23 protein-coding genes are annotated in these 26,313 nt (G+C 64.9%); 12 read left to right on the top strand and 11 right to left on the bottom strand.

Annotated features, from left to right (window positions below):
* Positions 1–69 precede the first annotated feature (69 nt).
* The 3 genes from WH265_RS03755 to WH265_RS03745 form a co-directional block, all read right to left on the bottom strand.
* Complete coding sequence (locus tag WH265_RS03755; protein ID WP_339557370.1) at positions 70–3,351, bottom strand: carboxyl transferase domain-containing protein; 3,282 nt, start codon at positions 3,349–3,351, stop codon at positions 70–72.
* A 67-nt stretch (positions 3,352–3,418) separates the two neighbouring features.
* Positions 3,419–4,849, bottom strand: coding sequence for an NAD-dependent succinate-semialdehyde dehydrogenase (locus WH265_RS03750; RefSeq protein ID WP_339557369.1), 1,431 nt, complete (start codon positions 4,847–4,849; stop codon positions 3,419–3,421).
* 25 nt (positions 4,850–4,874) lie between these two features.
* Entirely contained in the window at positions 4,875–5,951 is a 1,077-nt protein-coding gene (locus tag WH265_RS03745) for an alcohol dehydrogenase (RefSeq protein ID WP_021025559.1), read from the bottom strand.
* Positions 5,952–6,210: 259 nt separating this feature from the next.
* Between WH265_RS03745 and WH265_RS03740 the strand changes: the two genes are divergently transcribed.
* The 3 genes from WH265_RS03740 (at position 6,211) to WH265_RS03730 (ending at position 8,456) form a co-directional block, all read left to right on the top strand.
* The gene (locus WH265_RS03740; protein WP_021025560.1) at positions 6,211–6,873 is read left to right on the top strand and encodes a TetR/AcrR family transcriptional regulator; all 663 of its coding nucleotides are present in this window, start codon (positions 6,211–6,213) and stop codon (positions 6,871–6,873) included.
* A gap of 123 nt (positions 6,874–6,996) precedes the next feature.
* On the top strand, positions 6,997–7,500 hold the full coding sequence (locus tag WH265_RS03735) for a sigma-70 family RNA polymerase sigma factor (RefSeq protein WP_339557368.1): 504 nt from the start codon (positions 6,997–6,999) through the stop codon (positions 7,498–7,500).
* Positions 7,482–8,456, top strand: a complete 975-nt coding sequence (locus WH265_RS03730; RefSeq protein WP_339557367.1) for a FecR family protein — start codon at positions 7,482–7,484, stop codon at positions 8,454–8,456. Before WH265_RS03735 ends, WH265_RS03730 begins: the two co-directional genes overlap by 19 nt.
* Before the next feature lie 121 nt (positions 8,457–8,577).
* Here WH265_RS03730 and WH265_RS03725 read toward each other — a convergent pair whose 3' ends face one another.
* Positions 8,578–8,937, bottom strand: a complete 360-nt coding sequence (locus tag WH265_RS03725; RefSeq protein ID WP_339557366.1) for a hypothetical protein — start codon at positions 8,935–8,937, stop codon at positions 8,578–8,580.
* Between the two features lie 14 nt (positions 8,938–8,951).
* Between WH265_RS03725 and WH265_RS03720 the strand changes: the two genes are divergently transcribed.
* On the top strand, positions 8,952–10,559 hold the full coding sequence (locus WH265_RS03720) for a hypothetical protein (protein ID WP_339557365.1): 1,608 nt from the start codon (positions 8,952–8,954) through the stop codon (positions 10,557–10,559).
* Here the strand turns inward: WH265_RS03720 and WH265_RS03715 are convergent.
* From WH265_RS03715 to WH265_RS03705, 3 genes are all read right to left on the bottom strand, one after another.
* Positions 10,552–10,959 (bottom strand): hypothetical protein, encoded by a 408-nt coding sequence (locus tag WH265_RS03715; RefSeq protein ID WP_339557364.1) that lies wholly within the window; start codon positions 10,957–10,959, stop codon positions 10,552–10,554. The genes WH265_RS03720 and WH265_RS03715 overlap by 8 nt on opposite strands.
* Positions 10,960–11,013: 54 nt before the next feature.
* Positions 11,014–12,015: a YhdH/YhfP family quinone oxidoreductase gene (locus tag WH265_RS03710; RefSeq protein ID WP_339557363.1), complete on the bottom strand. Its 1,002-nt coding sequence runs from the start codon at positions 12,013–12,015 to the stop codon at positions 11,014–11,016.
* A 163-nt stretch (positions 12,016–12,178) separates the two neighbouring features.
* Positions 12,179–13,396 carry a CaiB/BaiF CoA transferase family protein gene (locus WH265_RS03705; RefSeq protein WP_339557362.1) on the bottom strand — a complete coding sequence of 406 codons (1,218 nt, stop codon included), beginning with the start codon at positions 13,394–13,396 and terminating at the stop codon, positions 12,179–12,181.
* Positions 13,397–13,523: 127 nt separating this feature from the next.
* On the opposite strand from WH265_RS03705, the gene WH265_RS03700 reads away from it, so the two are divergent.
* The 4 genes from WH265_RS03700 to WH265_RS03685 all read left to right on the top strand — a co-directional run bounded on the left by WH265_RS03700 (position 13,524) and on the right by WH265_RS03685 (position 17,749).
* Positions 13,524–14,363, top strand: coding sequence for an IclR family transcriptional regulator (locus WH265_RS03700; protein WP_339557361.1), 840 nt, complete (start codon positions 13,524–13,526; stop codon positions 14,361–14,363).
* A 61-nt stretch (positions 14,364–14,424) separates the two neighbouring features.
* Complete coding sequence (locus WH265_RS03695) at positions 14,425–15,579, top strand: acyl-CoA dehydrogenase family protein (RefSeq protein WP_339557360.1); 1,155 nt, start codon at positions 14,425–14,427, stop codon at positions 15,577–15,579.
* An 80-nt stretch (positions 15,580–15,659) separates the two neighbouring features.
* Positions 15,660–16,655 (top strand): tripartite tricarboxylate transporter substrate binding protein, encoded by a 996-nt coding sequence (locus WH265_RS03690; RefSeq protein WP_339557359.1) that lies wholly within the window; start codon positions 15,660–15,662, stop codon positions 16,653–16,655.
* Positions 16,656–16,657: 2 nt separating this feature from the next.
* Positions 16,658–17,749, top strand: a complete 1,092-nt coding sequence (locus WH265_RS03685; RefSeq protein WP_339557358.1) for an NAD(P)H-dependent flavin oxidoreductase — start codon at positions 16,658–16,660, stop codon at positions 17,747–17,749.
* A gap of 88 nt (positions 17,750–17,837) precedes the next feature.
* Here the strand turns inward: WH265_RS03685 and WH265_RS03680 are convergent, their stop codons facing one another.
* Together WH265_RS03680 and WH265_RS03675 are read right to left on the bottom strand one after the other, a co-directional pair.
* The gene (locus WH265_RS03680) at positions 17,838–18,863 is read right to left on the bottom strand and encodes a methionine synthase (RefSeq protein ID WP_021026365.1); all 1,026 of its coding nucleotides are present in this window, start codon (positions 18,861–18,863) and stop codon (positions 17,838–17,840) included.
* A 132-nt stretch (positions 18,864–18,995) separates the two neighbouring features.
* Complete coding sequence (locus WH265_RS03675; protein ID WP_339557357.1) at positions 18,996–19,979, bottom strand: DUF1852 domain-containing protein; 984 nt, start codon at positions 19,977–19,979, stop codon at positions 18,996–18,998.
* Between the two features lie 142 nt (positions 19,980–20,121).
* Here WH265_RS03675 and WH265_RS03670 point away from each other — a divergent pair, with 142 nt between their 5' ends.
* Positions 20,122–21,039, top strand: a complete 918-nt coding sequence (locus WH265_RS03670) for a LysR family transcriptional regulator (protein WP_339557356.1) — start codon at positions 20,122–20,124, stop codon at positions 21,037–21,039.
* Here the strand turns inward: WH265_RS03670 and WH265_RS03665 are convergent.
* Complete coding sequence (locus tag WH265_RS03665; protein WP_339557355.1) at positions 21,036–22,523, bottom strand: sensor histidine kinase; 1,488 nt, start codon at positions 22,521–22,523, stop codon at positions 21,036–21,038. The two genes, WH265_RS03670 and WH265_RS03665, sit on opposite strands and share 4 nt — an antisense overlap.
* Positions 22,524–23,204, bottom strand: coding sequence for a response regulator transcription factor (locus tag WH265_RS03660; RefSeq protein ID WP_021026369.1), 681 nt, complete (start codon positions 23,202–23,204; stop codon positions 22,524–22,526).
* Positions 23,205–23,459: 255 nt separating this feature from the next.
* Here WH265_RS03660 and WH265_RS03655 point away from each other — a divergent pair, with 255 nt between their 5' ends.
* The 3 genes from WH265_RS03655 to WH265_RS03645 all read left to right on the top strand — a co-directional run bounded on the left by WH265_RS03655 (position 23,460) and on the right by WH265_RS03645 (position 26,287).
* Positions 23,460–24,416: an ABC transporter substrate-binding protein gene (locus tag WH265_RS03655; RefSeq protein WP_339519355.1), complete on the top strand. Its 957-nt coding sequence runs from the start codon at positions 23,460–23,462 to the stop codon at positions 24,414–24,416.
* A gap of 80 nt (positions 24,417–24,496) precedes the next feature.
* On the top strand, positions 24,497–25,357 hold the full coding sequence (locus WH265_RS03650) for an ABC transporter ATP-binding protein (RefSeq protein WP_339536829.1): 861 nt from the start codon (positions 24,497–24,499) through the stop codon (positions 25,355–25,357).
* Between the two features lie 21 nt (positions 25,358–25,378).
* Positions 25,379–26,287 (top strand): ABC transporter permease, encoded by a 909-nt coding sequence (locus WH265_RS03645; protein WP_339557354.1) that lies wholly within the window; start codon positions 25,379–25,381, stop codon positions 26,285–26,287.
* The last annotated feature ends 26 nt before the right edge of the window (positions 26,288–26,313 follow it).

Raw genomic sequence — 26,313 nt, 5'->3', positions numbered from 1 at the left:
TGTCTCCTACGGTCCTGGTGTTTTTGGGGATCTCGGTCGCAGTGTTTGGCTGAGGCGGGGGCGGGTTGCCTACCAGGGCGATACCCCCGAGGCCGCCCGCCCTGGGCTGGCTGCTGGCAGGCTGGCGAGCATGCTGGCCAGCCAGTTGCGTGTCTGCGCCGGGTCGATCACATCGTCGATCTCGTTGTAGCTGGCCACGTTCAGCGCCTTGCCCTGGGCATAGATCTCATCGGTCTTGGCCTGGAAGTAGGCGGCCTTCTCGGCAGCGTCCTCCAGCGCCTCCAACTCGCGCCGGTAGGCCAGGCGCACCGAGCCTTCAATGCCCATGGGCCCCAGCTCGCCGGTGGGCCAGGCCACGGTGGCCACCGGCACAAACAGGTTGCCGCCCAGCATGGCCTGCGCGCCCAGGCCATAGGCCTTGCGCAGCACAATGGCCAGCACGGGTACCTTGATATGGCTGGCCGTCACAAAGATGCGGGCAAAGTGCCGCACGGCTGCAGCCTTCTCGCTCTCGGGCCCCACCATGAAGCCCGGCGTATCGCACAGCGACACGACCGGCAGGCCGTAGTTGTCGCACAGCTCCAGAAAGCGCGATATCTTGTCTGCGCTGTTGGCATCGAGCGCGCCGCCCAGGTGGCTGCCATCGTTGGCCAGCACGCCCACGGCCTGGCCTTCCAGCCGGGCAAAGCCGGTGACGACGCTGCGGCCAAAGTGCTCGCGCAGTTCCAGAAAACTGCCGCTGTCAAACAAGGTCTGCACCACCGCGCGGATGTCGTAGCCCTTGACCCGGTTCTCGGGCACCAGCGCGCGCAGCAGGCGCTGGTCGGCTTGTTCGCCAGGCGGCAGCTTGCCCTGCACAAAGCCCAGGTAGGTCTGGGCCAGCGTCACCGCCTCGGTCTCGTCGCGGGCCAGCAGGTCGATCACGCCATTGCGTGTCTGCACGCCCACGGGCCCAACGTCATCGGCCGCCACCACGCCCAGACCGCCGCCTTCGATCATCGCCGGGCCGGCCATGCCGATGCTGGCATCCTGCGTCGCAATGATCACATCGCAGCAGCCCAGCAAGGCGGCATTGCCGGCAAAGCAGCGGCCCGAGACCACGCCGATGGTGGGCACCTTGCCCGACAGCCGTGCCATGTGCGTGAAGGTCGTGAACTCCAGCCCCGACACGCCCACATAGTCGGTGTCGCCGGGCCTCCCGCCGCCGCCTTCGGCAAACAGCACAAAGGGCAGACCCAGGCGTTCGCTGGTATGCACGATGCGGTCCATCTTGCGGTGGGCCATAAAGCCCTGGGTGCCGGCAAACACCGTGTAGTCATAGGCCATCACCGCGCAGCGCGACTGCTCGGGCCCAAACTGCTGGCCGTTGATGCGGCCCAGGCCGGTGATGGTGCCGTCCGCGGGGCTGAGGCGAATCAGCTCTTCCTCGCTGCGGCGCCCGCGCTGCATGGCCAGGGTCAGGCCGCCGTATTCCACCAGGCTGCCGGCATCGAGCAACTGCTCCAGGTTCTCGCGTGCGGTGTTCTTGCCGTGGCGCCGGCGCTTGGCCACCGCTTCGGGGCGGGCCGCATCCATCAGGCCCTGCTGGCGCTGCAGCACCTTGGCCAGGTCGGGGCGGATGGCATCGAGGTCGGCCTGTTGCTGCTCTGCGGCCAGCGCATCGGCCGATGCATCGGGCAGCACCCAGCCGAGCAGGGTGCCCGCCGCCACCACCTCGCCCAGCAGCGCCGCGCGCGCCACAAAGCGGCCGCCCTGGGCCAGGTCCACGCTGTGCTCGAGCTTCATGGCCTCCAGCACCGCCACCGAGGCACCCTTGGCCTGCACCGTATCGGCATCCCGCTCCAGCGCAATCAGCCGCCCGCGCATCGCAGCGCGCACCGCATGGGCACCTACGGGCAACGCGGGCTCGTCGCTGGTGCCGGTCTGTGCGGCGTTCTGGCTGGTGCTCTGTGGGTCAGCCTGGCGCTGTGCTGCCAGCGCGGTGGCCGCTGCATGCAGCGCCGGGCCTTGGCGTTCCACATAGGTGGTGTCGATATCTCCACGCAGCACCTGCGCATCGCGCAGCAGCGCACGCAGGTAGTCCAGGTTGGTCTCCAGGCCCTGGATATGGAACTCGGCCAGCGCACGCTCGGCCTTGGCGCAGAGCACGCCAAACTGGCTGGGGCCGCTGACGATGACCTTGGCGAGCAGGGAGTCATAGTTGCCCGAGGTCTCGTAGCCGGTATAGCCAAAGCTGTCCACGCGCACGCCCGGGCCGGTGGGCGGCTCAAAGCGCGCCAAGGTGCCGCCGGTGGGCAGGGCCTGGGCATCGGGCTGCATGCTCTCCATGTTCATACGCGCCTGCAGCGCAAACTGGCGGGGCAGCGGCATTGCCTGGTCCAGGCCCAGGTCCTGCAGGCTGGCGCCATCGGCCAGCGCAAACTGCAGCGCCACCAGGTCCAGCCCGGTGATGGCCTCGGTGATGGTGTGCTCCACCTGCAGGCGCGGATTGCATTCGATAAAGATGTACTGGCCGCTGCGGCTGTCGACGAGGAACTCCACCGTGCCCAGGCCCTGGTAATGCATCGCGGCGCCCAGGCGGCAGGCGTGCTGCACGAGCTGCGCGCGCAGCGCTTCGCTGATAAAGGGGCTGGGTGCAATCTCCAGCAGCTTTTGGTGGCGGCGCTGCAAAGTGCAATCGCGCTCAAACAGGTGCTGCACCGCGCCGCTGCCGTCGCCCACGATCTGCACCTCAATATGGCGGGCGCCGCCGATGAGCTGCTCCACATACAGATCGCTGCGGCCAAAGGCACTGAGCGCTTCGGAGCTGCAGCGGTCAAAGGCTGCGCCCAGGTCTTCCACGGCCATCACCGCGCGCATGCCCCGCCCGCCGCCGCCTGCCAGCGCCTTGAGCATCACCGGCCCGCCCAGCTGCTGCATGAAGGCCTGGGCCTGCGCCAGGCTGGTGGCGCTGTGCGTGCCTTGCGCCACCGGCACCTGTTCGCGCTCTGCCAGCGCGCGCGCCTGGGCCTTGTCACCAAAGGTCTCCAGCGCCTGGACCGAGGGGCCGATAAAGCGCAGACCCGCTGCCCTGCAGGCCTGCGCAAAGGCCGCGTTCTCGCTCAAAAAGCCGTAGCCGGGGTGGATGGCGTCGCAGCCCTCCTGGCGGGCGATCTCGATCAGGTGCGCGCCGTTCAGATAGGCGGCTGCGCCCTGGGCGCCCAGCGCGCGGGCGTGGTCGGCCGCGCGCCGGTGCAGGCTGGCTGCATCGTCGCTGGCGTAGACCGCAACGCTTGCGATGCCCCGGTCTGCGGCCGTGCGCGCAATGCGCACCGCAATCTCCCCCCGGTTGGCGATCAATACCTTGTGCATGGAACTCCCTTGTCTCTTCAATCGCGGTGCGCCGCGCAAGGGGCCCGCAGGCTGCGGGCCCGCGCGCTCAGATGGTCTGGCTGACAAACTTGCTGCTGAGGTAGAAGGCCAGCGCATCGGCGCCGCCTTCGCTGGCATAGCCCGAATCCTTGACGCCGCCAAACGGCTGCTCGGGGTAGCCCATCGCGATCGAGTTGATGCCGACCAGGCCGCTTTCGATCTCGTTCTTGAACCACTCGCCGCGCGTAGCCGAGCCGGTGAACACATAGGCGGCCAGGCCCCACGGCAGGCGGTTGGCCTCTTGCAGCGCCTGGGCATCGCTGTCAAAGCGGGCAAAGGCGGCAATCGGGCCAAAGGGCTCTTCGTTGAAGATGCGCGCGTGCTGCGGCACATCGGCCAGCACCGTGGGCGCAAAAAAGTAGCCTTGGCCATCCGGCGCCTTGCCGCCCGTCACCAAGCGGGCGCCCTTGGCCACCGCGTCATCGACTAGGGCCTGCATGGCGGCCACACGGCGCGGGTTGGCCAGCGGGCCCATGCGGGTGGCCTTGTCCAGGCCATTGCCCATCACATAGCCTTCGGCAATGCGCTGAAAGCCGGCGACGGCCTCGTCATACAGGGGCGCCTGCACCAGAAAGCGCGAGGGCGAGATGCAGGCCTGGCCGGCGTTCCAGAACTTCTGCACGCCCAGGAGCTTGAGGCTGCGCGCCAGGTCGGCATCGTCGCAAATGATGGCGGGCGCATGGCCGCCCAGCTCCATCGACACGCGCTTCATCGCCGCGCCCGCTTGCGCGCTCAAGAGTTTGCCCACCGAGGTGGAGCCGGTGAACGAGATCTTGCGCACCACGGGCGAGGCAATCAGGTGCTCGGAGATATCACCTGGCACGCCATAGACCAGGCCCAGCACGCCTGCGGGCAGGCCGGCTTGCTCCAGCACCTGGACAAAGCGGGCGAGGGCCACCGGCGTCTCTTCCGAGCCCTTGACGATGATCGAGCAGCCGGCAGCCAGCGCGGCGGCAATCTTGCGCACGGCCTGGTTGATCGGGAAGTTCCAGGGCGTGAACGCCGCCACCGGGCCCACCGGCTCATGCTGTACATACTGGCGCAGCTCGGGCGAGCGCGGCGGGATCATGCTGCCGTAGCAGCGGCGTGCCTCTTCGGCAAACCATTCCAGCACCTCGCTGGCGCCCGAGAGCTCAATGCGCGCCTCGGTCAGGCGCTTGCCTTGCTCATGCACCAGCATCAGCGCCATCTCTTCGGCATGCTCGCGCACCAGCGCGGCGGCCTTGCGCAGATAGGTCGAGCGCTCCATCACCGAGGTTTTGCGCCAGGCGGCAAAGCCGGTCTGGGCGGCGGCCAGCGCGGCATCCAGGTCGGCGCTGCTGGCCTTGGTCACGCGGCCAATCGTGCTTTCATCGGCGGGGTTGGTGATGTCCAGCCATTCCTGGCTGCTGCTGTCGCGCCACTGGCCGTCGATCAGCAATTGGACTTGGTAGTTCATGCGGTGCTCCTGGTTCTTTCTAGCTTCAGCTTTGCAAAATGGCGCGGCCGGTGACCTTGCCGGCACGCAGCTCGTCCAGCACGGTCTGTACATCGCCCAGCGGGCGGCTGCTGAGCGGCAGGGACGGCAGCACCCCTTGCTGGGCCAGTGCCACCAGCTCGCGCAGCTCGGCGAGCGAGCCCACATAGGAGCCGCCGATGGAGATGGCGCGCATGGGGATCAGCGGCAGCTGGATGCTGGCGCTGCCGCCAAAGAGGCCCACGATAAGAATCTTGCCGCCCTTGCCGACGACGGCATTGGCAAACTCGAACGTGCGTGTGGAGCCGACAAAATCGAGCACGGCCGACACGCCTTCGGCGCTGGAGCGCGCCAGGGTCTTGGCGGCATCGGCTTCTGCCGGGTCCACCACACGGCTCGCGCCGGCATCCAGCGCAGCCTGGCGCTTGGCCGGGTCGATATCGACAACGATGGGCCCCAGGCCATGCAAGGCCTTGGCCAGCGCCACGGCCGCCAGGCCCACGCCGCCAGCGCCGATGATGACCAGCGGCGCTTGCTCGGTCGCTGGTGCCACTTTTTTCAGGGCCGAGTAGGCCGTCAGCCCCGAGCAGGCCAAGGTGGCGGCAAAGGCCGCATCAATGCCGGCATGGTCGATCAGGTAGCGCGGGTGGGGCACGCGCACATGGGTGCTGAAGCCCCCATCGCGCGTGGTGCCCAGGCTCTCGGGGCGGGCGCACATGTGTTCATCGCCCCGGGCGCAGAGCGCACACTGACCGCAGCCAATCCAGGGGAAGACGATCACCGAGCGGCCCAGCGCGCCTTGGGCATCGGGCCCGTTGGCGGCCACGCTGCCGACGATTTCATGGCCCAGGGTGCGCGGCGGCTTGAGCACTTTTTCCAGGCCGAAGTGGCGGCCGTCGCCCAGGTCAAAAAAGCCCTCGGCCATGTGCAGATCGCTGTGGCAGACGCCGCAGGCGCTGATGCGCACCAGCACCTCGCTGCCTTGGGGCGCAGCGATGGCGCGGCGCGCCAGTTGCAGCGGTTGGCCAAAATCGACGACCTGGTAACTCAGCTGTTCGCCAGGGCTGGCGGTTGCGTTCGACATGCGCTTGTCTCCTGTAATCAACGGGGCTCTGTGGCTGCTGGCGCGGCGCGTCGGCATGGGCCTGGAGCGGCTGTTCAGCGTTGGAAAAGCCCAAAGATACTGATCAGTATCGATTGGTACTATTGGGGATTTCACGCATGGATGCTGCTTGGCATCTTGTGCAAAACCACCCGCCTTTCCACTATGCTGGGGCCATGCGTACAGCGTGCCGGCGCGCGCCACCGCCGCAGCCCCCACGCCCACCAGGAGATATTCAGCAGTGCAGCTTCAACCCACCGACACCAACGCAGGCGATGCCAAAAACCAGATCCAGGAATACAAGGACACCTTGATCATCAATGCCGCCGCCGAGTTGTTCTACAAGCGCGGCTTCAAGAGCGCGACGCTCGACGAGATTGCGGCCTCGATCGGCGTGACCAAGCCCTTTATCTACAAGCGCTTCAAGTCCAAGCACGAGCTGCTCGAGCGCCTGTTTGACAAGGTGTTTGCCGGCCTTTACGAGGCGGTGAGCCAGTGCGAACAGTTGGAGGACAAGGACCCGGTGCGGCGCTTCGAGTTTTTTATCGACACCTACACGCGCCGCAAGATTGAGCTGAGCACCTTCTCGGTGATCCTGCTCGAAGAGGAAAAAAGCCTGAGCCCGGAAAAAATCAGCGATATCCGCAGCAAGTACCACGGCTTTGATGCGCTGGTGACGCGGCTCATCGTCAACGGCGTGGAGGCCGGCGTTTTCCAGGTCGGCAACCCCAAGGTGACCGCCTTTGCGATCAGCGGCATGGTGCAGTGGACGCACCGCTGGTACCAGCCCAATGGCAAGCTGTCCATCGAGGCGCTGTGCCAGGAGATGACGCAGATGGCGCTGCGCCTGGTCGGCTGGACGGGGCAGTATGTGCTGCCGGTGCCGGCAGCGCCGCAGCGCTGATCTACCCGCGCCACTGGCGCGCCAGGCAGCCGCCAATGTCCTGCGTAAAGACGGTCTTTACATTTGAATATAATTGAGATTCATTCTCAACTATTCACTGTGGCACCAGGGCGCGGACATCGCATGGCATCTCCCGGATACTCGGCTTCGCCCATCGAAGCGCTCTACAAAAACCACCATGCCTGGCTGCAGGCCTGGCTGCGGCGCCGTCTGGGCAATGCAGGCGACGCGGCCGACCTGGCCCATGACACCTTCATTCGGCTCATGGTATCGCCCCGCAACGTGGACGCTGCCGACGAGCCGCGCGCCTTCCTGACCCATGTGGCCAAGGGCCTGGTCGTCGATCTGTGGCGCCGGCGCGAGATCGAGCGCGCCTACCTGGAAACCTTGCAGGCCTTGCCCGAGCCGCATGCGCCATCGCCCGAGACCCAGCTGCAGGTCATCGAAGCCTTGGTGCAGATCGACCGGCTGCTGGCAGGCCTGGCGCCCAAGACGCGCCAGGTGTTTTTACTGGCGCAGCTCGAGGGCCTGAGCCTGCAGCAGATCTCCGACCAGGTCGCGATGCCGGTGATCACCGTGCGCCGCCATATCCACAAGGCCTTGCTGCTGTGCCTGGAGGCCGCGTGATGGCGGGCGTGGCTGCGCAAAACACCTTGCTGAGCGAAGCGGCCGATTGGCTCATCGTGCTGCGCTACGAAACGCCCACTGCCAAGGAGCAGGCCCGTTTTGAGCAATGGCGCAGCCAAAGCCCCGCGCATGAGGCCGCCTGGCACAAGGCCGAAGCCATGCTGGGTGTGTTTGCCCAAGTGCCAGCCGAGGTCTGCCAGCAAACCTTGACTGCCGTGCAGCGGCCCGACCGGCGCAAAAGCCTGGCCTGGCTGGGTGGCCTGCTGGTGGCGGCCCCCGCCGGCTGGCTGGCGTGGCGAGAGCTGTCCTGGCGCGACTGGATGGCCGACCAGGCCACCGCCGTGGGGCAATCGCGCTCCATGCTGCTGCCCGATGGCTCCACCTTGACGCTCAACACCGCCAGCGCGGTGGCCATCCATTTCAACGCGAAGGAGCGCCGGGTGCGGCTGCTCGGCGGCGAGATTTTGGTGACCACGCAGGCCGACCCATCGCCCAGCTACCGCCCCTTTGTCGTGGAGACACGGCAAGGCACCGTGCAGGCGCTGGGCACACGCTTTAGCGTGCGCCGTGTGGATGCGGGCACCAGCCGCGTGGCGGTCTTTAGCCACGCCGTCGCCATCACCAACCAGCAGGGCGCCACCCAAGTGCTGCAAGAAGGCCACACCGCTGATTTCAGCACCAGCCATATCGGCCCGCAAGCCGATGTGCAAGCCAGCGCCGCGCTGTGGGAGCAGGGCATGCTGCTGGCTAAGAACATGCCGTTGGCCGACGTTGTGGACGAGATCGCCCGCTACCGTGCGGGCCCGCTGCAGTGTGATCCTGCGGTTGCCCAGCTGCGGCTATCGGGCGCCCTGTCGCTCAAGGACACGGACGCCAGCCTGGCGCTGCTGGCGCAGTCGCTGCCGGTGCGGATCGAGCGATTGGCGCATGGGGTGGTGAGGGTGGTGAGGCGTTAATCGGGGTGCTGGGTGCGCCATCCATCGCTTTGAATCGGCGCACCCACCAGGGCCGCCAAACGTCGGTATCGCTTATCTGCAACCGGCGATTTGTGCTGGTGTTTGTGTGCTTGCGAAGGCATCAGCGCTGTTTGATGGGGTCCTGAATCACGGGATTTTGCAGTGGCTCATAACCATTGCCTTTACCACTGAGCCAGCTCAGTTCAGTTTTACCTGCCTGCCTTAAATAGGCCTGTGCTTCCAGGAAAAGTGGTGCGCCTAAATCCTTGGTCGTCAATGGTCGTGATCGACCGGCTTTTTCCGCATTGAGAAAGTGGGCCCCATGGGGCTCATCGGTATAGCTGCGCGCAAAAAAGCTTTCTTCGCCTTCAGAGAATTGGAAGATGTAATACTCATAATGGTATTCATGGAATCCAGCTTCGTCCGCATCGCTGGCATCCAGGTGATAAGTACAAATGACATGCATCTGAAAATGATTCAATCCAGGGAGATAAAGTGGCACACCAAACGCGCATTCCAACGCTGGCATCCATTCTCGCAGTATCTGCACTGGGTCTGTCCCTATCTCCCAGCTGGGCAGCACGCAGTTTTACGCCACAGGCCGGCACCTGGGTCATCAGCGATGAAGTCGACGGCAAACCAGGCCGAGGTTTTGCCATCGATGTGCAGGGCAATACTTTCTTTATGCAGGTATTTGGCTACGAGAAAAATGGCGATGCCACGTTCTACGCCGCCTCGGGCCAGATGGAAGGCGACACCGTCAAAGCCCCGCTGCTGCGCTACCAAGGTGGCCGCAGTTTTGGCAGTGAGCCGCGCGATGCACTAGAAGATAAAAGCGTAGGCGATGTGACGCTCAGCTTTCGCAATGGCTTGCAGGGAACCATACAGCTGCCTGGCGAGCCAGCAAAGGACATAGAGCGCTTTATTTTTACCGCGCCAGATGCCGCCTACTACCAGACTGAGCAGTGGAAGACTTCTTCAAGGATGGCGCGTTGGTTTGGATTGAATGCGCAGGGCCAGGTCGAGAAGAGCTGGTTCGCGATGCTCAAGACCAGTCCCACCGAACCCATGCTTCTGACGCTGTCCGATGACCAGACGAGCGAGACGCTGGAGTGCAGCCTTACTACGCCAAGCGACAGCATCCGCTGCGTAGCTGCGAATGCTGCAGATGCTGCGCAAGCACCCGTGGTGAAAGAGGCACAGTTCCGCCTCTTGGGCGCTCAAGTTGCTGGCGCCGTCAGCCTGCAAGCCGAAGGTGCTGCGCCATTGCAGTTATTGGGCATCAATACGCGCGCGGATTATCCGTACCGCGGAGGAACCATCACCGGCTGCTGCGCCAACGGGCTTGAATCGTTTATGCCAGGCACTTTTGGCTATGCGCAGCGGCCTGCCTACCAGCCCAGCAATGGCACCTGGGTGATGGACGATGAGCTGACGGGCAAGCCTGGGCGTGGCGTGAGCCTGGATGTGCAGGGCGGAAAAATGGTCATGCAGGTATTCGCTTATCGGGCCGATGGACAGCCGACTTTCGCTATGGGGGTGGGCGACTTCGCACCCGATCCAGAATTGAGAGATGTCAGCAGCGCCCGATTTAGCTTGCAACAGTACCGGGGTGGCCGCAGCGTAGGCGGTGCCGCGTCCAGTGGCCAGCTGGAGCGGGACGAAGGCGAGGTCATGGTACAGGTTTCCGGCCGCACGGGTGGGTATGGCATGCCGGCTGGCAGCTTGGCAGAGGCGATGGTGCAGTTCCCGGGCGAGTCCGCCAAACGGATGCGCCGTCTGTCCCTGCAGCCCTGGCAGTCGCTGGAAGACCAATTCTTTGGTGAGTGGTATTTCCCGGGCTTGTCGTATGCCGGACGGCCTTTGACCGTCACCCTCAATCGCAGAGAGGGTGAGTTTGTGACCAATGACGATGGCTCCGTGCGGTGCCAGTTCAACACGCAGATGCTGCGAGGCGAATGCCAGTGGCCCACTGCCACGGGTACATCGGGTTCCTCGGGTCCGATCGAGCTGCAAGATGCGTTTGCCCTTTCCAACTCTTACGTCCGTTTGCGTGACCGCCATGGCAATCTGACCGGTCTGGGAGATGTACCACTTAACTAGTGCCCAGCGACTTCAGGAGACATGAAGGCTGCGCCGTCGAAACCACCGACACGCAGCTTCCGCTGGTGGCGATGAACCATTCGCGAACATCGGAAAGTGCCGCAGCCGATGTCAGCAAACCTGGCATGGCCTGCTCCCGCGAGAGCAGGCCGCCCGCTGCAATTTCATAGACGATGCCGCCTTTGAATTGCCCGCCGCACCAGTAGGCGCTGTGGTTGCCTTCATCGGCCTCCAGCAGCGCTTCGTAATGTGGGAACGAAATGTGCAGCGTGACGGTGTCGTCCAGCAGACTTTTCACGATGATTTCCAGCGATGCGGCCTGGCGACGGATGTCAAAAACATCGGTTTCGCCAGCTGGAAGTTGAATGTCCGGAAATACCTTTCGCGCTACCACCTTCATCGCAGATCCAAGCACTCATTGAAATCGGCCATTCTACGGAGGCCCTGTATGGGCTTATGCGTCCGCCGCCCCAAACCGAACCACCGTGCGCCCACTTGTTGCCCCCTCCAGCTGCCGCGCCGCATGCCCCAGCAACTCGTCCAGCCCGATAAAGCGCACATCGGGCAGCAGCGCGGCAAAGTCCGGCTTCCAGTCGCCCGCGAGCTTGTCCCACAGCCTGCGCCGTTGCGGCCAAGGGGCGTTGGCAACGATGCCGAACATCTGGGCGCGGCGCATGATGAAGGGCAGCACGCTGCCGTCAAAGCTATTGCCCGAGGCATTGCCCACGCTGGCCAGCAGGCCGCCATCGGCCAGAGACCGCAGCATCCATGACAGCACCGCGCCGCCCACGTTGTCGATGCCGGCAGCGAACTGCGGCTTTTCGATGGGGCGCTTGGAATCCACCACCTGGCTGATGTCGATCACCTCGCTGGCGCCCAGCGCGCGCAGTGCCGCTTCGTTGCTGGGGTTGCGGGTCAGCGCCGCGCTGCGGTAGCCGGCCCGGTGCAGCATATGGAGGGCCAGCCGGCCCACGGCGCCGCCAGCGCCGGAGACGGCGACCAGGCCGCTGTCGGGCTGGAGGCCCAGTTCTTCAAAGCGCTCCAGCGCCATTGCCGCAGTAAAGCCGGGCACACCAAGGATGGCGACCTGCTCGGCGCTCAGGCCTGCGGGCAGGGCTTGCAGGTGCTCGGCGGGCGCCTGCACCAGTTCGGCAAAGCCACCATCGACATCAATGCCGCGCCCGAAACCATGGCTGAGCACCATGTCCCCGGGCCGGAACTGTTCGCTGCGCGATTCAAGCACTTCGCCCACCATCTCGATCCCCGCCACCCGGGGGAACTGCGTGATGATCCTGGCGGCGCCGTGCAGCGACAAACAGTCCTTGTAGTTGACGCCCGCATAGTGGGCCTGCACCAGCACTTCGCCGGGCGCGAGTTCGCCGCGCTGCAGGGTCTCTATCTGTGAGTGGATGGCTTTGTCCGCGCTGCGCGTGACCATGGCCTGGTAGCGGTTCATGCAGTTCTCCTGAAGAGTCGCTAACACAACCCTTGATACGTCGTTGCCGAACCTTGTCGTACTACTGTACTGCCTGCGGCTCGACGCCTAGTCGGCGACGCCTAGTCTCAATCGCAAACCTTCGGTTTGCTGGGCCGTGTTAGCGACCTATTGAGGAATACGGTCAAACCACGCCCTGCGCGCGCAGCTGGGCCAGTTCATCGGCCGAGATGCCGAAGGCCGCATAGACCTCGGCGTTGTGCTCGCCCAGCGCCGGGCCGGTGCGGGGCACCGGCATATCGCGGCCGATGATGCGCGGAACAATGCAGGGCGCAGGCAGGCTGCCATGGTCGGCATCGGGCAGGCGGATGATGGCTTCGCGCGCCTGGAAGTGCGGGTCCGCCTCGATGTCGGCGATGTCATAAACCTTGCTGAACGGAATCTCGCAGGCCTCCAGCTTCTGGCAGATCAGCGCAAAACCATGCTCGGCAAACCAGCCGCTGACGATGGCATCAAGTGCATGCACATGGGCCACGCGCTGGGGCAGGCTGCCAAAGCGCGGGTCGTCTGCCAGCTGGGGCTTGTCCATCGCCTTGCACAGCCGCAGCCAGACGGCCTGCGATGACGCCACCATCGAGAAGAACACGCCATCGGCGCTGCGGTACATATTGGACGGCGCCGTGTAGGTGGCCAGATTGCCTTCGCCGCGCCGGGCCAGGCCCAGCTGTTCATGCTCGACGGGCAGCGGGTCCAGAATGCGGAACAGCGCCTCGGTAGCAGACAGGTCCACCTCCACGCCCAGCGCCTCGGGGTCGGCACGCAGGCGGGCCATTTCTGCAGCGATCGAGAACGCGCAAAAGATGCCGGCGACCGAGTCGCCGATCGGGTAGTTGCTGTGCATCGGCGCGCCGCCGACGGGGGCGGTCAGGTTGGTGAAACCGCTCATCGCCTCAAACACCCGCGCAAAGCCGGCGCGGGCGCTGTAGGGGCCCGTCTGGCCAAAGCCGGTCAGCCGCACCACGATAAGGCGCGGGTTGGCGCGGTGCAGGGTGCCAATGTCCAGGCCCCAGCGGTCCAGGCTGCCGGTGCGAAAGTTCTCCACCAGCACATCGAACTGCGCCAGCATGGCCAGCAGCAGCGCGCGCCCCTGCGGCTTGCGCACATCCAGGGTGATGCCGCGCTTGCCCCGGTTGGCCACCTTCCACCACAGCGGCGATCCGTCTTTGATGGGCTGCATGTGGCGCAGCGCATCGTTGCCATCGGGCAGCTCCAGCTTGACAACATCGGCGCCATGGTCGGCGCACATGGTCGCGCCACTGGGCGCAGCCAGCACCGTGGCCATGTCCAGGATGCGTACGCCGGCCAGCGAGCCTGGGTTGGTCTTGGTCTTGTGGTGGGTCATGAAAACTCTTCGTGCAGTAAGCGCAATAGCCGCTTTGTCCCACAGCGGAATTGCGGCTGCAATAGCATGTTTCGCTTAGCGAAACACTCGGCTCAAACGATTGACCTGGAAAGGCTGCCGCCCAATCATGACCACACGAACCACCGCCAAACCTGCCGTGCACACCATCCCTCTGCCTGGGCTTGTCAGCCCCCATGACCTCACGCAAGACCGCCAGTTCTCGATGAACCTGGCGCGCGGTCTGGAGGTGCTGCGCGCGTTTACGCGGGCCAGCCCGGTGCTGGGCAACCGCGAGATTGCCGACCGCACCGGCCTGCCCAAGCCCACCGTTTCAAGGCTGACCTATACGCTCACCTTGCTGGGCTATCTAAGCCGCGACGGCCAGCTGCAAAAGTACCGGCTGGGCCCGGGCGTGCTATCGCTGGGCCATCCGCTGCTGGCCAGCATGGCCGTGCGCCAGGCGGCCAAGCCGCTGATGGAGACGCTGGCCCGCAGCACCGGCTGCACCGTCAACATGGGCGTACGCGACCGCGACCAGGTGGTCTATATCGACTCGGTGCGGGCCGATTCCACCAACCAGCACTTGCCCGATATCGGCTCCACCCGCCCGCTGCTGTCCAGCGCCATAGGCCGGGCGCTGATCCTGGCTTGTCCGGCGGCCGAGCAGCGCGCCATCCTCAATTACCTCCGGGTCAAGGACCGTGCCGAGTATGACGCCCAACTGCCCCACTGGCAGGCCGATGTAGTGCGCTTCCAAGAAGAGGGCTACTGCCACTCCAAGGGCGACTGGCGCAAGGAGATCCATGCGATTGCCGTGCCGGTGCGCACCCACCTGGGCGGCTTGCCCGTCGCGCTGAACTGCACCTTGTCCACCCACCGGGCGTCCAGGAACCTGCTTAGCCGCGAGGTGGCACCGCTGCTGAAAGATGCCGTTTTTCAACTGGAACTGGCGCTGGGCATGCGCTAGGGCCCAGCGCCCAAGCCTTGCAGCCAGCGCCGGTTCCACCCCTCCCCAAGAAAGAAGTGTGATGATCCGAGACCCCCAGACGTTTGAAGCCATGCTGGCCGAGCTGCGCAGCTTTCTGCGCAACGAATGCCAGCCGATCGAGGAACAGGTGGATGCGCAGGACCTGATCCCCGAGCCGGTGGTGCAGCGCATGCGCGAGCTGGGCCTGTTTGGCCACAGCATCCCCGAGGCCTATGGCGGCGCGGGCCTGACGACCGAGGAGCTGGCGCTGGTCAATATCGAGGTCTCGCAGGTAGCGACCACGTTCCGCGCGCGCTTTGGCGGCAATACCGGTATTGCATCGGAGTCGCTGGTGGTCGATGGCACCGAGGCGCAGAAGCGCCAGTACCTGCCGCTGCTGGCCAGCGGCGAAGTGACGGGCTGCTTTGCGCTGACCGAGCCCGAGGCCGGCTCGGATGCCACCGCGCTGCGGACCACGGCCGTGCGCGATGGGGAGCATTTTGTGATCAGCGGGCGCAAGTGCTTTATCACCAATGCGCCGATTGCCAACCTGTTCACCGTGTTTGCCCGCTCCGAACCCGGCAGCAAGGGCGCCAACGGCATCAGCGCCTTTCTGATCGAGCGCGGCACGCCCGGGCTGTCCACACCACCGGCCATGCGCAAGATGGGCCAGCATGGCTCGCCCGTCGGCGAGGTGGTGCTGGACCAGGTGCGCGTGCATGAAAGCGCCATCGTCGGCGGCCTGGAGGGCAAGGGCTTTCGCACAGCGATGCGCGCGCTCAACAAGCAGCGCATCAACCTGGCCGGTCTCTGCGTGGGCCCCGCCACCCGCCTGGTGCAGGAGATGGCCCTGCAAGCGCAGCGCCGCCAGCAGTTTGGCCAGCCGATTGGCGAGTTCCAGCTGGTGCAGCAGCTGATTGCCGAGAGCAATACCGAGGTGCATGCCGCCCGCGCGCTGGTGCTGGAGACCGCGCGCAAGCGCGACGATGGCCAGGACGTGACCATGGAGGCCTCTATGTGCAAGCTCTTTGCCTCCGAGACCTGCGGCCGTGTAGCAGACCGGGCCGTGCAGATCTTTGGTGGCAGCGGCTATGTGGCCGGCAATGTGGCCGAGCGCTTCTACCGCGATGTGCGCCTGTTCCGCCTCTATGAAGGCACGAGCCAGGTCCACATCAGCAATATTGCCAAACGCACGATGGCAGCGCTGACTTCGTAACCGCCAACCATCACCGCGCCGAGACTAGAACAAGAGCAGACCTACAAAAGCCGAATCCACCCTTCTCAGGAGACAAAGCCATGCAGACCATCCCATCCCTCGCCCCTGCGGCGCGCGCCTTGCTGGCGTGCAGTCTGGCCGTCACTGCGCTTGCGCAGGCGCAGCCCCAGGCGGAAGGCTATCCAACGAAACCGGTCAAGGTCATCGTGCCGTTCTCGGCGGGCGGGGTGGTCGATTCGGTTGCGCGCATCATCAGCGACAAGCTCTCAACCCAGTACGGCAAGCCCTTTATCGTCGAGAACAAGACAGGCGCCGGAGGCTCCATTGGCACCGACTATGTCGCCAAATCCGCGCCTGACGGCTACACCCTGCTGGCGGTCAGCCCCAGCCATGCGGTGGCGCCCGCGCTGCAAAAGAGCATCAGCTGGAGCCCCGTGCGCGACTTCAAGGCCATTGCCGGTTTTGGCTATGTGCCCAACATCATCGTCGTGCACCCCAGCCTGCCGGCCAAGACCATGGCCGAGTTCGTCGCGCTGGCCAAGAAGAGCGATCCGCCTTTGACCTATGCCACTGCCGGCCTGGGCACCTCCAACCACCTGTCGGGCGAGCTGCTGGCGCAAGAGGCCCAAATCTCGCTCGCGCATGTGCCCTACAAAGGCCAGTCGGAGGCCTTGAACGATTTGCTGTCCGGCAGGGTCAACATGATGCCGCTGACCTCGGCGCTCGCGATCCCGCATGTCAAAAGCGGCAAGCTGCGCGCGCTGGCCGTCACCACCGCCAAGCGCTCCAGCGCTTCGCCCGATCTGCCGACCGTGGCCGAAGCGGCGCAACTGCCCCACTACAACGTGGGCACCTGGTTTGGCTTTGTGGCCCCGGCCAAGACGCCGGCGCCTGTGCTGCACAAGCTGTCGGTGGATATTGCGCAGATCCTCGCGCAGCCCGATGTCAGAACCAAGCTCGAGTCGCTGGGCATGGAGCTGGCACCACAGAGCGCCGAGCAGTTCGATAGCTTTATCGCGCAGGAGAGCGAGAAGTGGGGCAACGTCATCAAGCAGGCCGGCATTGAGCCCAACTGAACATGCCGCAGTTTCAAACACCTCTTTGCCAGCGCCTGGGCATCCAGCATCCCATCTTTGGCTTCTCGCACGAGCCCGATGTCGTGGTCGCCATTGCCCAGGCCGGCGGCTTTCCCGTGCTGGGGCTGGCACGCGATGCGCCGCAGGATATTCCGGCGATCGTGCGCGATGTGGAGCAGCGCCTGGCGGGGCTGCCCTATGGCATTGACCTGATGCTGCCGGCGCATGTGCCAGAGCAGGCCGATCCGCAAAGCCTGCAGGCGGCGCTGCCGCCCGCGCATGTCGCGTTTGTGGCGGGGCTGCGGCAGCGCTTTGCCATCCAGCCACCCAGCCAGCCGAGCTTTTTTACCGCCCATGCGCGCTCGGAGGCCATGTTTCAGGCGCAGATCGATGCGGTGCTGAACTCCCAGGCTTGCGCGGTGGCAACGGCCATCGGCCTGCGTGCCGAGCTGATTGCCGAGGCCAAGCGCAGAGGCAAGCTCACGTTCTCGCTGATTGGCTCCGTGCGCCATGCGCGCAAGGCGCTGGACATGGGCGTGGATGTGCTCGTCGCCCAGGGATATGACGCGGGCGGCCATACCGGCACGGTGGGCACGATGTCGCTGCTGCCGCAGGTGGTGGAGCTGGCACAGAACACGCCGGTGCTGGCCGCTGGCGGCATCGCCACCGGTGCGCAGGTGCTGGGCAGCATCTGCAGCGGTGCGCAGGGCGCCTGGCTGGGCACCTTGTGGATGGCCGCGCAAGAGAACCACACGCCGCCCGCGTTGCTGGACCGGCTGATCGCCAGCAGCAGCGAGGACACCGTCATCTCGCGCGCCCATAGCGGCAAGCCTTGCCGCGTGGTACGCAGTGCCTGGATCGATGCCTGGGACGAGGCCGATGCCCCCGCTCCCCTGGGCATGCCCCAGCAGCAGGCGCTGACCGGTGATGTGTTCGCCTCGATCCACGAACACAACCATGCCCAGCTGATCTACGAAGCAGCCGGGCAAAGCGTGTTTGGCATCAAGGCGCGCACGACGGTCGCCGCGCAGATGACCCAGCTGGTGGCAGAGATGCACCAGGCCTGGGGGCGGGTGAGCGGGTTTGTGCAGTAGCTGAAAGTAGCTGACCCGGCCGAGGAGACTCGGTCGCGCAGACCGGATCTCCCCGACCAGGTCTCCCCGACCGGGTCATGCTGGCGTATCAGGCAGCAGCCAGCCGCTCCTTGGCCAGCTGGGTGCCCGCTGCCAGCGCCTTGAGCTTGCCCCAGGCCACATCGCGCGACATCGGTGCCAGGCCGCAGTTGGTGCAGGGGAAGAGGCGGTCCGCGGGCACAAACTCCAGTGCGCGGGCAATGGTGTCGGCTACTTCCTCGGGCGTCTCGATGGTGTCGCTCGCCACATCGATCACACCGACCATGACATCCTTGCCCGCCAGCAGTTTCATCAGGTCGGGCGGCACATGGGAGTGGATGCACTCCAGGCTCACCTGGTCGATGCTGCTGCGCGCGAGTGCAGGGAACACCGTCTCGTACTGGCGCCATTCGTCGCCCAGGGTGCTCTTCCAGTCGGTATTGGCCTTGATGCCGTAGCCGTAGCAGATGTGCACCGCCGTTGTGCAGCTGAGGCCCTGCGCTGCGCGCTCGAGCGCCTGCACGCCCCAATCGGCCGCGTCCTTCATGTAGACGTTGAAGGCGGGTTCATCAAACTGGATGATGTCCACGCCATCGGCCTGCAGGGCCAGCGCTTCCTGGTTCAGCAGCTCGGCAAAGGCCATGGCCATCTTCACCTTGTCGCCATAGAAGCGGTCCGCCACGGTGTCCACAATCGTCATCGGGCCGGGCAGGGTGAACTTGAGCTTTTTTTGGGTGTGGGCGCGTGCCAGCTGTGCTTCAAACGCATGCACGCGGCCCTTGAGGCGCAAGGCCGACACCACCTGCGGCACCATCGCGTCGTAGCGGTTGTCGCGGATGCCCATCTTCACCTTGTTGTCGAAGTCGATGCCCTCCACCTGCTCCAGAAAGCCGTGCACAAAGTGCTGGCGTGCCTGCTCGCCGTCGCCGACGATGTCCAGACCGGCATCTTCCTGGGCCTTGATCCACAGCAAGGTGGCATCGGCCTTGGCTTGGCGCAGTGCATCGCCTTCTGCCATCCACTGGGGCCAGAGCTTGTTGGTTTCGGCCAGCCAGGCGGGTTTGGGCAGACTGCCGGCAATGGAGGTTTCAAACATCAGAAATTTCCTTTTTCAAAAATGAGGGGCAGGTTGGCGTGCAAGGCATTGTGCGCAGGCCGCTGCACAAAGGGGTTGCCTAGGTGACATCGGCAGCATGGCGCCGCAGCGCCAAGGCTTTGGAACAGGTTCTTAAACGCTGGCCTGGGCTGCCCAGGCTTGCAGAACACCCTGGTAGGGCTTGATGAAGTGCTCTTCGGCAAACTTGCCTTGCTTGACGGCCAGCTGGCTGCGCTCTTCGCGGTCATAGACGATCTGCGTCAGCGAGTAATCCTCGTGCTTCAGGCTTGGCTGGTAGCGCGCACCGGCGGCGGCATTGGCGTTGTAGATCTCCGGGCGGTAGATCTTCTGGAAGGTCTCCATCGTGCTGATGGTGGCAATCAGCGCCAGGCTGCTGTAGTCGCCCAGCAGGTCGCCATCAAAGTAAAAGGCCAGCGGCGCAACGCTGTTGGCGGGCATGAAAAAGCGCACCTGCATCCCCATCTTGGCAAAGTACTGGTCCGTCGACGACAGCTCGTTTTGCTGGTACTCGAGGCCCAGCACCGGGTGCTGGTTGCCCGTGCGCTGGTAGACCTTGCTGGTCGATGCGCTGATGCAGATCACCGGCGGCTTGCTGAAGTTGTCCCGGTAGGTGCTGGAGCCAGCAAAGGCCTTGAACAGCTTGCCATGCAGATCGCCAAAATGCGCCGGGGTGCTGAAGCCGGCCCGGTCCAGGTTGTGCGCTGGCAGCAGCACGCTGAAGTCATAGTCGCGCACATAGGACGAGAAGTTGTTACCCACAATGCCGGCCGTGCGCTGGCCAGTCTGCTTGTCGAAGATATGGGTCTGCAGCATCTCGATCAGCGGAAAGGCCTCCTGGTTGCGCTGCGCGCCCAGTTGCATTTCCACCGTGACGATGTCCAGCTCCACCGCATAGCGGTCAGCGCTGGGGTTGTCCCAATGGGCCAGCTCGTTGAAGCGGTTGTCGATCATCCGCAAGGTGTTGCGCAGGTTCTGCTGCCGGCTCTGGCCCCGGGCCAGGTTGGCAAAGTTGGTGGTGATACGCGTGCTGTCGGAGGGCTGGTAGTGCTCGTCAAAACGCAGGCGCTGGAGGGTGAAGCGGATGTCGCTGCTCATGGGGGTCCGATGGTTGAATGCAGGGGAGCTGAGCTGCCTTGGGCACAGCACGCGGCTCAGGTCGATGGGCCGGATGTTAGAGCGGGTTACTCATGAAGTAAAATGGTTTTATCTCATAAATCCATGAATTTGGTTCATCTGAATGTTGGAACGTATCCACCTCAGCATCGTGCAGCAGGTCGAAAAGCAGGGCTCGCTCACCGCCGCTGCCGGCGTGCTCCACCTCACCCAATCGGCCCTGAGCCACAGCATGAAAAAGCTGGAGCAGCAGCTGGGCACGGAGGTATGGCTGCGCGAAGGCCGCAGCCTGCGGCTGACGCAGGCCGGCCAGTACCTGCTGGCGGTGGCCAACCGCGTGCTGCCGCAGCTGGACCTGGCCGAGGAGCGCCTGGGCCAGTTTGCCCAGGGTGAGCGCGGCGCGCTGCGCATTGGCATGGAATGCCACCCCTGCTACCAGTGGCTGCTCAAGGTCGTCTCGCCCTACCTGGCCGCCTGGCCCGATGTGGAGGTGGACGTGAAGCAGAAATTCCAGTTCGGCGGCATTGGCGCGTTGTTTGGCTATGAGATCGACCTGCTGGTCACGCCCGATCCGCTGTTCAAACCCGGGCTGCAGTTTGAGCCGGTGTTTGACTATGAGCAGGTGCTGGTCGTGCCCCGGGGCCATGCGCTGGCCTCTGCCGCCTATGTGAAGCCCCAGCAGCTCGCGCAGGAGGTGCTGATCAGCTACCCGGTCGATATCGAACGGCTCGACATCTACAACCAGTTCCTGCTGCCCGCCGGCATCACGCCCCGGCGCCACAAGGCCATCGAGACCACCGACATCATGGTGCAGATGGTCGCCAGCGGCCGGGGTGTGGCGGCGCTGCCGCGCTGGCTGGTGGAGGAGTACGCCGCCAAGATGGATGTGGTGCCGGTGCGGCTGGGCCCACGCGGCATTGCCAAGCAGATCTTTCTGGGGGCGCGCGAATCGGAGACGGCCATCGACTATGTGCGCGCCTTTATCGAACTGGCGCGCCAGCCGCGTGCGCTCACAGCCGCTGCTACCGCCAACAAAGCCTAGCCGGGGCCGGCCACGCGCACAAAACGCACGCTGATGCGCAGGCCCGGGCCAAAGGGTGGCGTGTAGCGCTGCTGGGCATCGGCCAGTTGCAGGCTGGCGCCGGTTGCGCGTGCTACCTCCTGCACAATCGCCAGCCCCAGGCCGGTGCCGGGCGTGTCATTGGCCAGGCGGTAAAAGCGCTCCAGCACCCGATCGCGGCTTTGCGCCGGTATGCCCGGGCCATTGTCCTGCACCCACAACAGCAGGCTGTCGGCGCTGGCCGCTAGGCCCAAGGTGACCTGGCCTTGCGGCGGTGTGTAGCGGATCGCGTTGTCCACCAGGTTGGCAATCAGCTCGGGCAGCAGACGGCTGCTGGTGTAGAGCGAAAACGCATGCGCATCGGCTGAGGGCATTGCGCCATCGGCGGGTGCTGCAGCTGGCGCTGCGCGTTCTTCCCAGCCCAGGTCGATCTGCTTGAGGTCGGCCGCTGGCGCCAGGGCTTCCAGGCACTGCAGGCACAGTGCGCGCAGGTCCAGCCACTGCGGCGTTTGGGCGGCATGCGCGGCGCTGCCGGCCTCGGCCTGCGCCAGGGTCAGCAGCTGGTTGGCCACATTGAGCAACTGCTGGTTGCTGCGCTGCAGCCGCTGCAGCACAGCCAGGCGCTGCGCGACCGACAGGGCGGCCAACTCGGCAGGGGTCTGGCCCAGCGCCTGCTCCAAGGTATGGGCCTGGATGGCCAGCGGCGTGCGCAGCTGGTGCGCGGCATCCGAGATGAACTGGCGCTGGCGCGCGACCTGGGCGCGGATGGTGCGGGCAAACTGGTTGACGGTATCGGTCAGCGGCCGCAGCTCCTGGTGGATCTGGCGCGAGTCGAGGTGGAAATCCAGATCCCGGGCCGGGCGCTCGGCCAGCTGGCGCGCCATGCGCAGCAGCGCGCGCAGCTCCAAGGTCAAGGCGGTGGCGCTTACCAGCACGGCCACGGCCAGCGCCCAGAGCAGGTATTCCATCGTCGGCCACCACAAGGTCTGCACCATGTTGTCGCGGCTGTGCGTGGTTTTGCCAACCAGGATGGTGATCTCGCGCGCGCCCGCCACGTCATACATCGCCCGGCGCGTGATGACGGCGCGGATCGGCTGGCCTTGCCAGACGGCGTCATACCACTGGGCGTTGTCGCTGCCGCTCAGCTGCAGCTTTGGCGGCTGCGGAAAATTCTGCTGGCCCGCCAGCAGCTGGCCTTGCGCATCCATCACGCTCAGGTAGACATGGTCGCGCGCGGGCGACATGAACAGGCTGAGTGCCGAAGGCGGCACGCTGGCGCGCACATCGCCGTCTTCCCAGATCAGGCGGTCAGCCAGGATCTTGGCCGAGGACAGCAGGTCATGGTCCTGCACATAGTCGGCCGCATCTTCGGCATGCTCATGGGCAAACCAGCCGCACAGGCCCACCAGCACCGCCAGCGGCAGCAGCAGCCACAGGGCCAGGCGTGCGCGCAGGCTGTGCAGCATTCAGTCCCCGCCGGCCAGTTTTTGCTTGAGCAGGTAGCCCACGCCGCGCAAGGTCATGATGGTGGTGTCGCTGGCCTGCAGCTTCTTGCGCAGGCGGTGCACATACAGGTCCACCGCGTCGGCGCTGGCCTCTTCGTCCATGCCGTAGATCACATCCATCAACCGCTGCTTGGGCAGCGCGCTGCCGTTTTGCAGCATCAGCGCTTCGAGCACGCTGCGCTCGCGCGGGGGCAGGGCCAGCTCTTCGCCCGCCACGCTGAACAGGCGCGTGCGCAAGTCCAGCTGCAGGTTGCCGCAGCGCACCTGGTTCTCGCGCCCGGGCATCTGGCGCCGCGCAATGGCCTGCATGCGCGCCAGCAACTCGCGCACTTCCACCGGTTTGACCAGGTAGTCATCGGCGCCAATCTCCAGGCACAGCACCTTTTGGTCGAGCGAATCGCTGGCAGTCAGCACAATCACCGGCAGGCTGTCCCCCCGCTCACGCAGGCGGCGCAGCAAGGCTTTGCCGCTGAGCTGGGGCAGGTTCAGGTCCAGCAGCAGCAGGTCATAGTGCGATTGGCTCAGCAGCTGGTCGGCCGCATCGCCACGGTCCACATGGTCCACCACAAAAGCATGCTGGCGCAGCAGCTCGGCCAGGGACTGGGCCAGTTCCAGGTTGTCTTCGACCAGAAGGATCTTCATCGGAGGAGGTGGGGCGCCGGGCGCCCGCAAATAGATCAGGGATAACCACTAAAAATGCTGCAGTGCAGCGAAAGCGCACTGAAAGGGTGCGGTTTCTAGACTCTGTTCCTATCCGGTGCATTATGCGGTCGCCCAGCTCGGGGAGCCACCACTGCAGATGCCAGGACCACAACTTCAAGGAGACACTGCATGACCCCATTCCACGCTACCCGCCGCCATGCCCTGGCAGCCATCGCCGCTGCTGCTGTCTGCTGCATGGCCAGCACGGCTGCCCAGGCCGCAGACGACACCGTCACCATCATGGTAGGCGGCATCAACAAGATCATCTACCTGCCCGCCAAGCTGGCCGAGTCGCTGGGTTACTTCAAGGAAGAGGGCCTGAAGGTCGAGCTGCAGTCGCAGCCCGCCGGCGTGGATGCGGAAAACCAGCTGATCGCCGGTGCCGTGCAAGGCGTGGTGGGTTTTTACGACCACACCATCGACCTGCAGGCCAAGGGCAAGGAGATCCAGGCCATTGCGGTGTTCTGCAAGGTGCCCGGTGAGGTGGAACTGGTGTCCACCAAGGCGGCTGCAGGCGGCTTCAAATCGATGGCCGATGCCAAGGGCAAGACCCTGGGCGTGACCGGCCTGGGCTCGTCCACCGAGTTCCTCACCCGCTACCTGGTCGACAAGGAAGGCGTGGCCAGCAAGGACTACTCGCTGCTGCCCGTGGGCGCTGGCAACTCCTTCATCGCCGGCATGAAGCAGGACCGCATCCAGGCGGGCATGACCACCGAGCCGACCGTGTCGCAAATGCTCAAGACCGGGGACGCCAAGGTGCTCGTCGATATGCGCAGCGAAGAGGGCACCCAGGCGGCATTGGGTGGCCTCTACCCCGCTGCCAGCCTGTATGTGCGCAACGAATGGGCCGCCAGCCACAAGGACCAGGCGGCAAAGCTGGCCCGCGCCTTTGGCAAGACCATGCAGTACATCAGCAGCCACAGTGCCGAAGAGATTGCCGAGAAGATGCCCAAGGACTACTACGGCAATGACAAGGAGCTGTATGTGGCGGCGCTGAAGGCCTCGCTGCCGATGTACACCAAGGACGGCAAGATGCCCGAAGGCGGCCCAGAGACCGTGCTCAAGGTTTTGTCGGCCTACAAGCCCAATGTGAAGAGCGCGCACATTGACCTGGCCAAGACCTATTCCAACGCCTACCTGAGCGCCAAGTAAAAAGCGGCGCAAGCCGCCCAGCAGCGCGGCCAGGCCGTGCTGCCGCTTGCGCGCCATCCACACCCACAGGGGAGACCACCATGTCCTATGCCACCCAGGCGGTTGCCAGCCAGCAGCCGTCCAGCACCGTGCAGCCCAAAAATGCCGCTGCCTCTGCAACCCAGGCCGATGCGGCCATTGAATTCGACAAGGTGTCGCTGCGCTTTATTGCGCCAGATGGCACAGCCACATTGGCGCTGCGTAATTTTTCGATGTCGGTGGCCAGGGGCGAATTCATCGCCATCGTCGGCCCCACCGGCAGCGGCAAATCCACCACCTTGAACCTGATCACCAGCTTGCTGCAGCCGACGGTGGGCGAGGTGCGCGTGATGGGCAAGAAGGTCGAGCAGATTGATCCGCGCATCGGCTTTGTGTTCCAGGCCGATGCCGTCTTCCCCTGGAAATCGGTGCGTGACAACGTGGCCGCCGGCCCGATCTTTCGCGGCACGCCGCGTGCGCAGGCGCTCAAGCTGGCCGACGAGTGGATCCACCGCGTGGGCCTGGCCAGCTTTGGCAACCACTACCCGCACCAGCTCTCGGGCGGCATGCGCAAGCGCGTGGCGCTGGCGCAGACCTTTATCAACCAGCCAGAAATCCTGCTGATGGACGAGCCCTTCTCGGCGCTGGACATGCAGACCCGCACGCTGATGCAGGATGAGCTGCTGCGCCTGTGGTCGGCGTCCGGCGGCTCGGTGGTGTTTGTGACCCATGACCTGGAGGAAGCCATTGCGCTGGCCGACCGCGTGTTTGTGCTGACGGCCCGCCCCGCCACCTTGAAGCGCGTCTACGAGATCGACCTGCCACGCCCCCGCGTGATGAGCGAGGTGCGCTACGACCCGCAGTTCATCGACCTGTCCAAGCGCATCTGGGATGACCTGCGCGAAGAAGTCCATATCCAGTAAAAACAAGGCAAGGAACACACCATGTCTGAACTCACCCTGAACCCCAACGCCGCGCGCAGCCCGGCACCCGTGTCGGCTGCGGCAGACCACACCCCCGCTGCCGTGAGCGACGTCGCGCTCGCGCAGGAATCCATTGCCGCGCAGGCCGCCATCAAGCGCCGCAAGGCCGTCATCATCGGGCTGCGCCTCTTGGTGCTGGTGCTGGTGCTCGGCGGCTGGGAAGTCTCGGCCTGCATGCAGTGGATCGACCCCTTCTTCTACTCGATGCCCTCGATGATCTGGAACCAGATTGTGGAGTGGATGCGCGACGGCACATCACAAGGCCCGCTGTGGCAGCAGGTGCTGGTCACCCTGGAAGAAACGGTGATCGGCTTTCTGATCGGCTCCATCGCTGGCGTCATCTGCGGCATTGTGCTGGGCCGCAACAAGCTGCTGTCCGATGTGTTCTCCATCTACATCCAGATCGCCAACTCCATCCCCCGCGTGGTGCTGGGCTCGGTGTTCGTGATTGCGCTGGGCCTGGGCATGGCCTCCAAGGTGGCGCTTGCTGTCGTGATGGTCTTCTTTGTGGTGTTTGCCAACGCCTTCCAGGGCGTGCGTGAAGCCGACAAGTACATGATCGCCAATGCCCAGATCCTGGGTGCATCGCCGCGCCAGGTCACCCTGTCGGTGGTGATTCCATCGGCTATGTCCTGGATTCTGGCCAGCCTGCATGTGAGCTTTGGTTTTGCACTGGTCGGCGCCGTGGTGGGCGAGTTCCTCGGCGCCAAGGAAGGTATCGGCCTGTTGATCTCCACCGCGCAGGGCGCATTCAACGCCAGTGGCGTGTTCGCCGCGATGATCGTGCTGGCCGTGGTGGCCCTGGGCGCCGACTTCTTGCTGACCCGCCTGGAAAAACGCCTGCTCAAATGGCGCCCCGCCGCCTTCTGATGTTCTGACCTTTGATCCATACGCAA

It is taken from the genome of Comamonas sp. MYb396, from assembly GCF_037479555.1.
Classification (GTDB): domain Bacteria; phylum Pseudomonadota; class Gammaproteobacteria; order Burkholderiales; family Burkholderiaceae_C; genus Comamonas.
The sequence above is the reverse complement of the archived record's forward strand: the minus strand, read 5'-3'. Positions and strand labels throughout refer to the sequence as shown.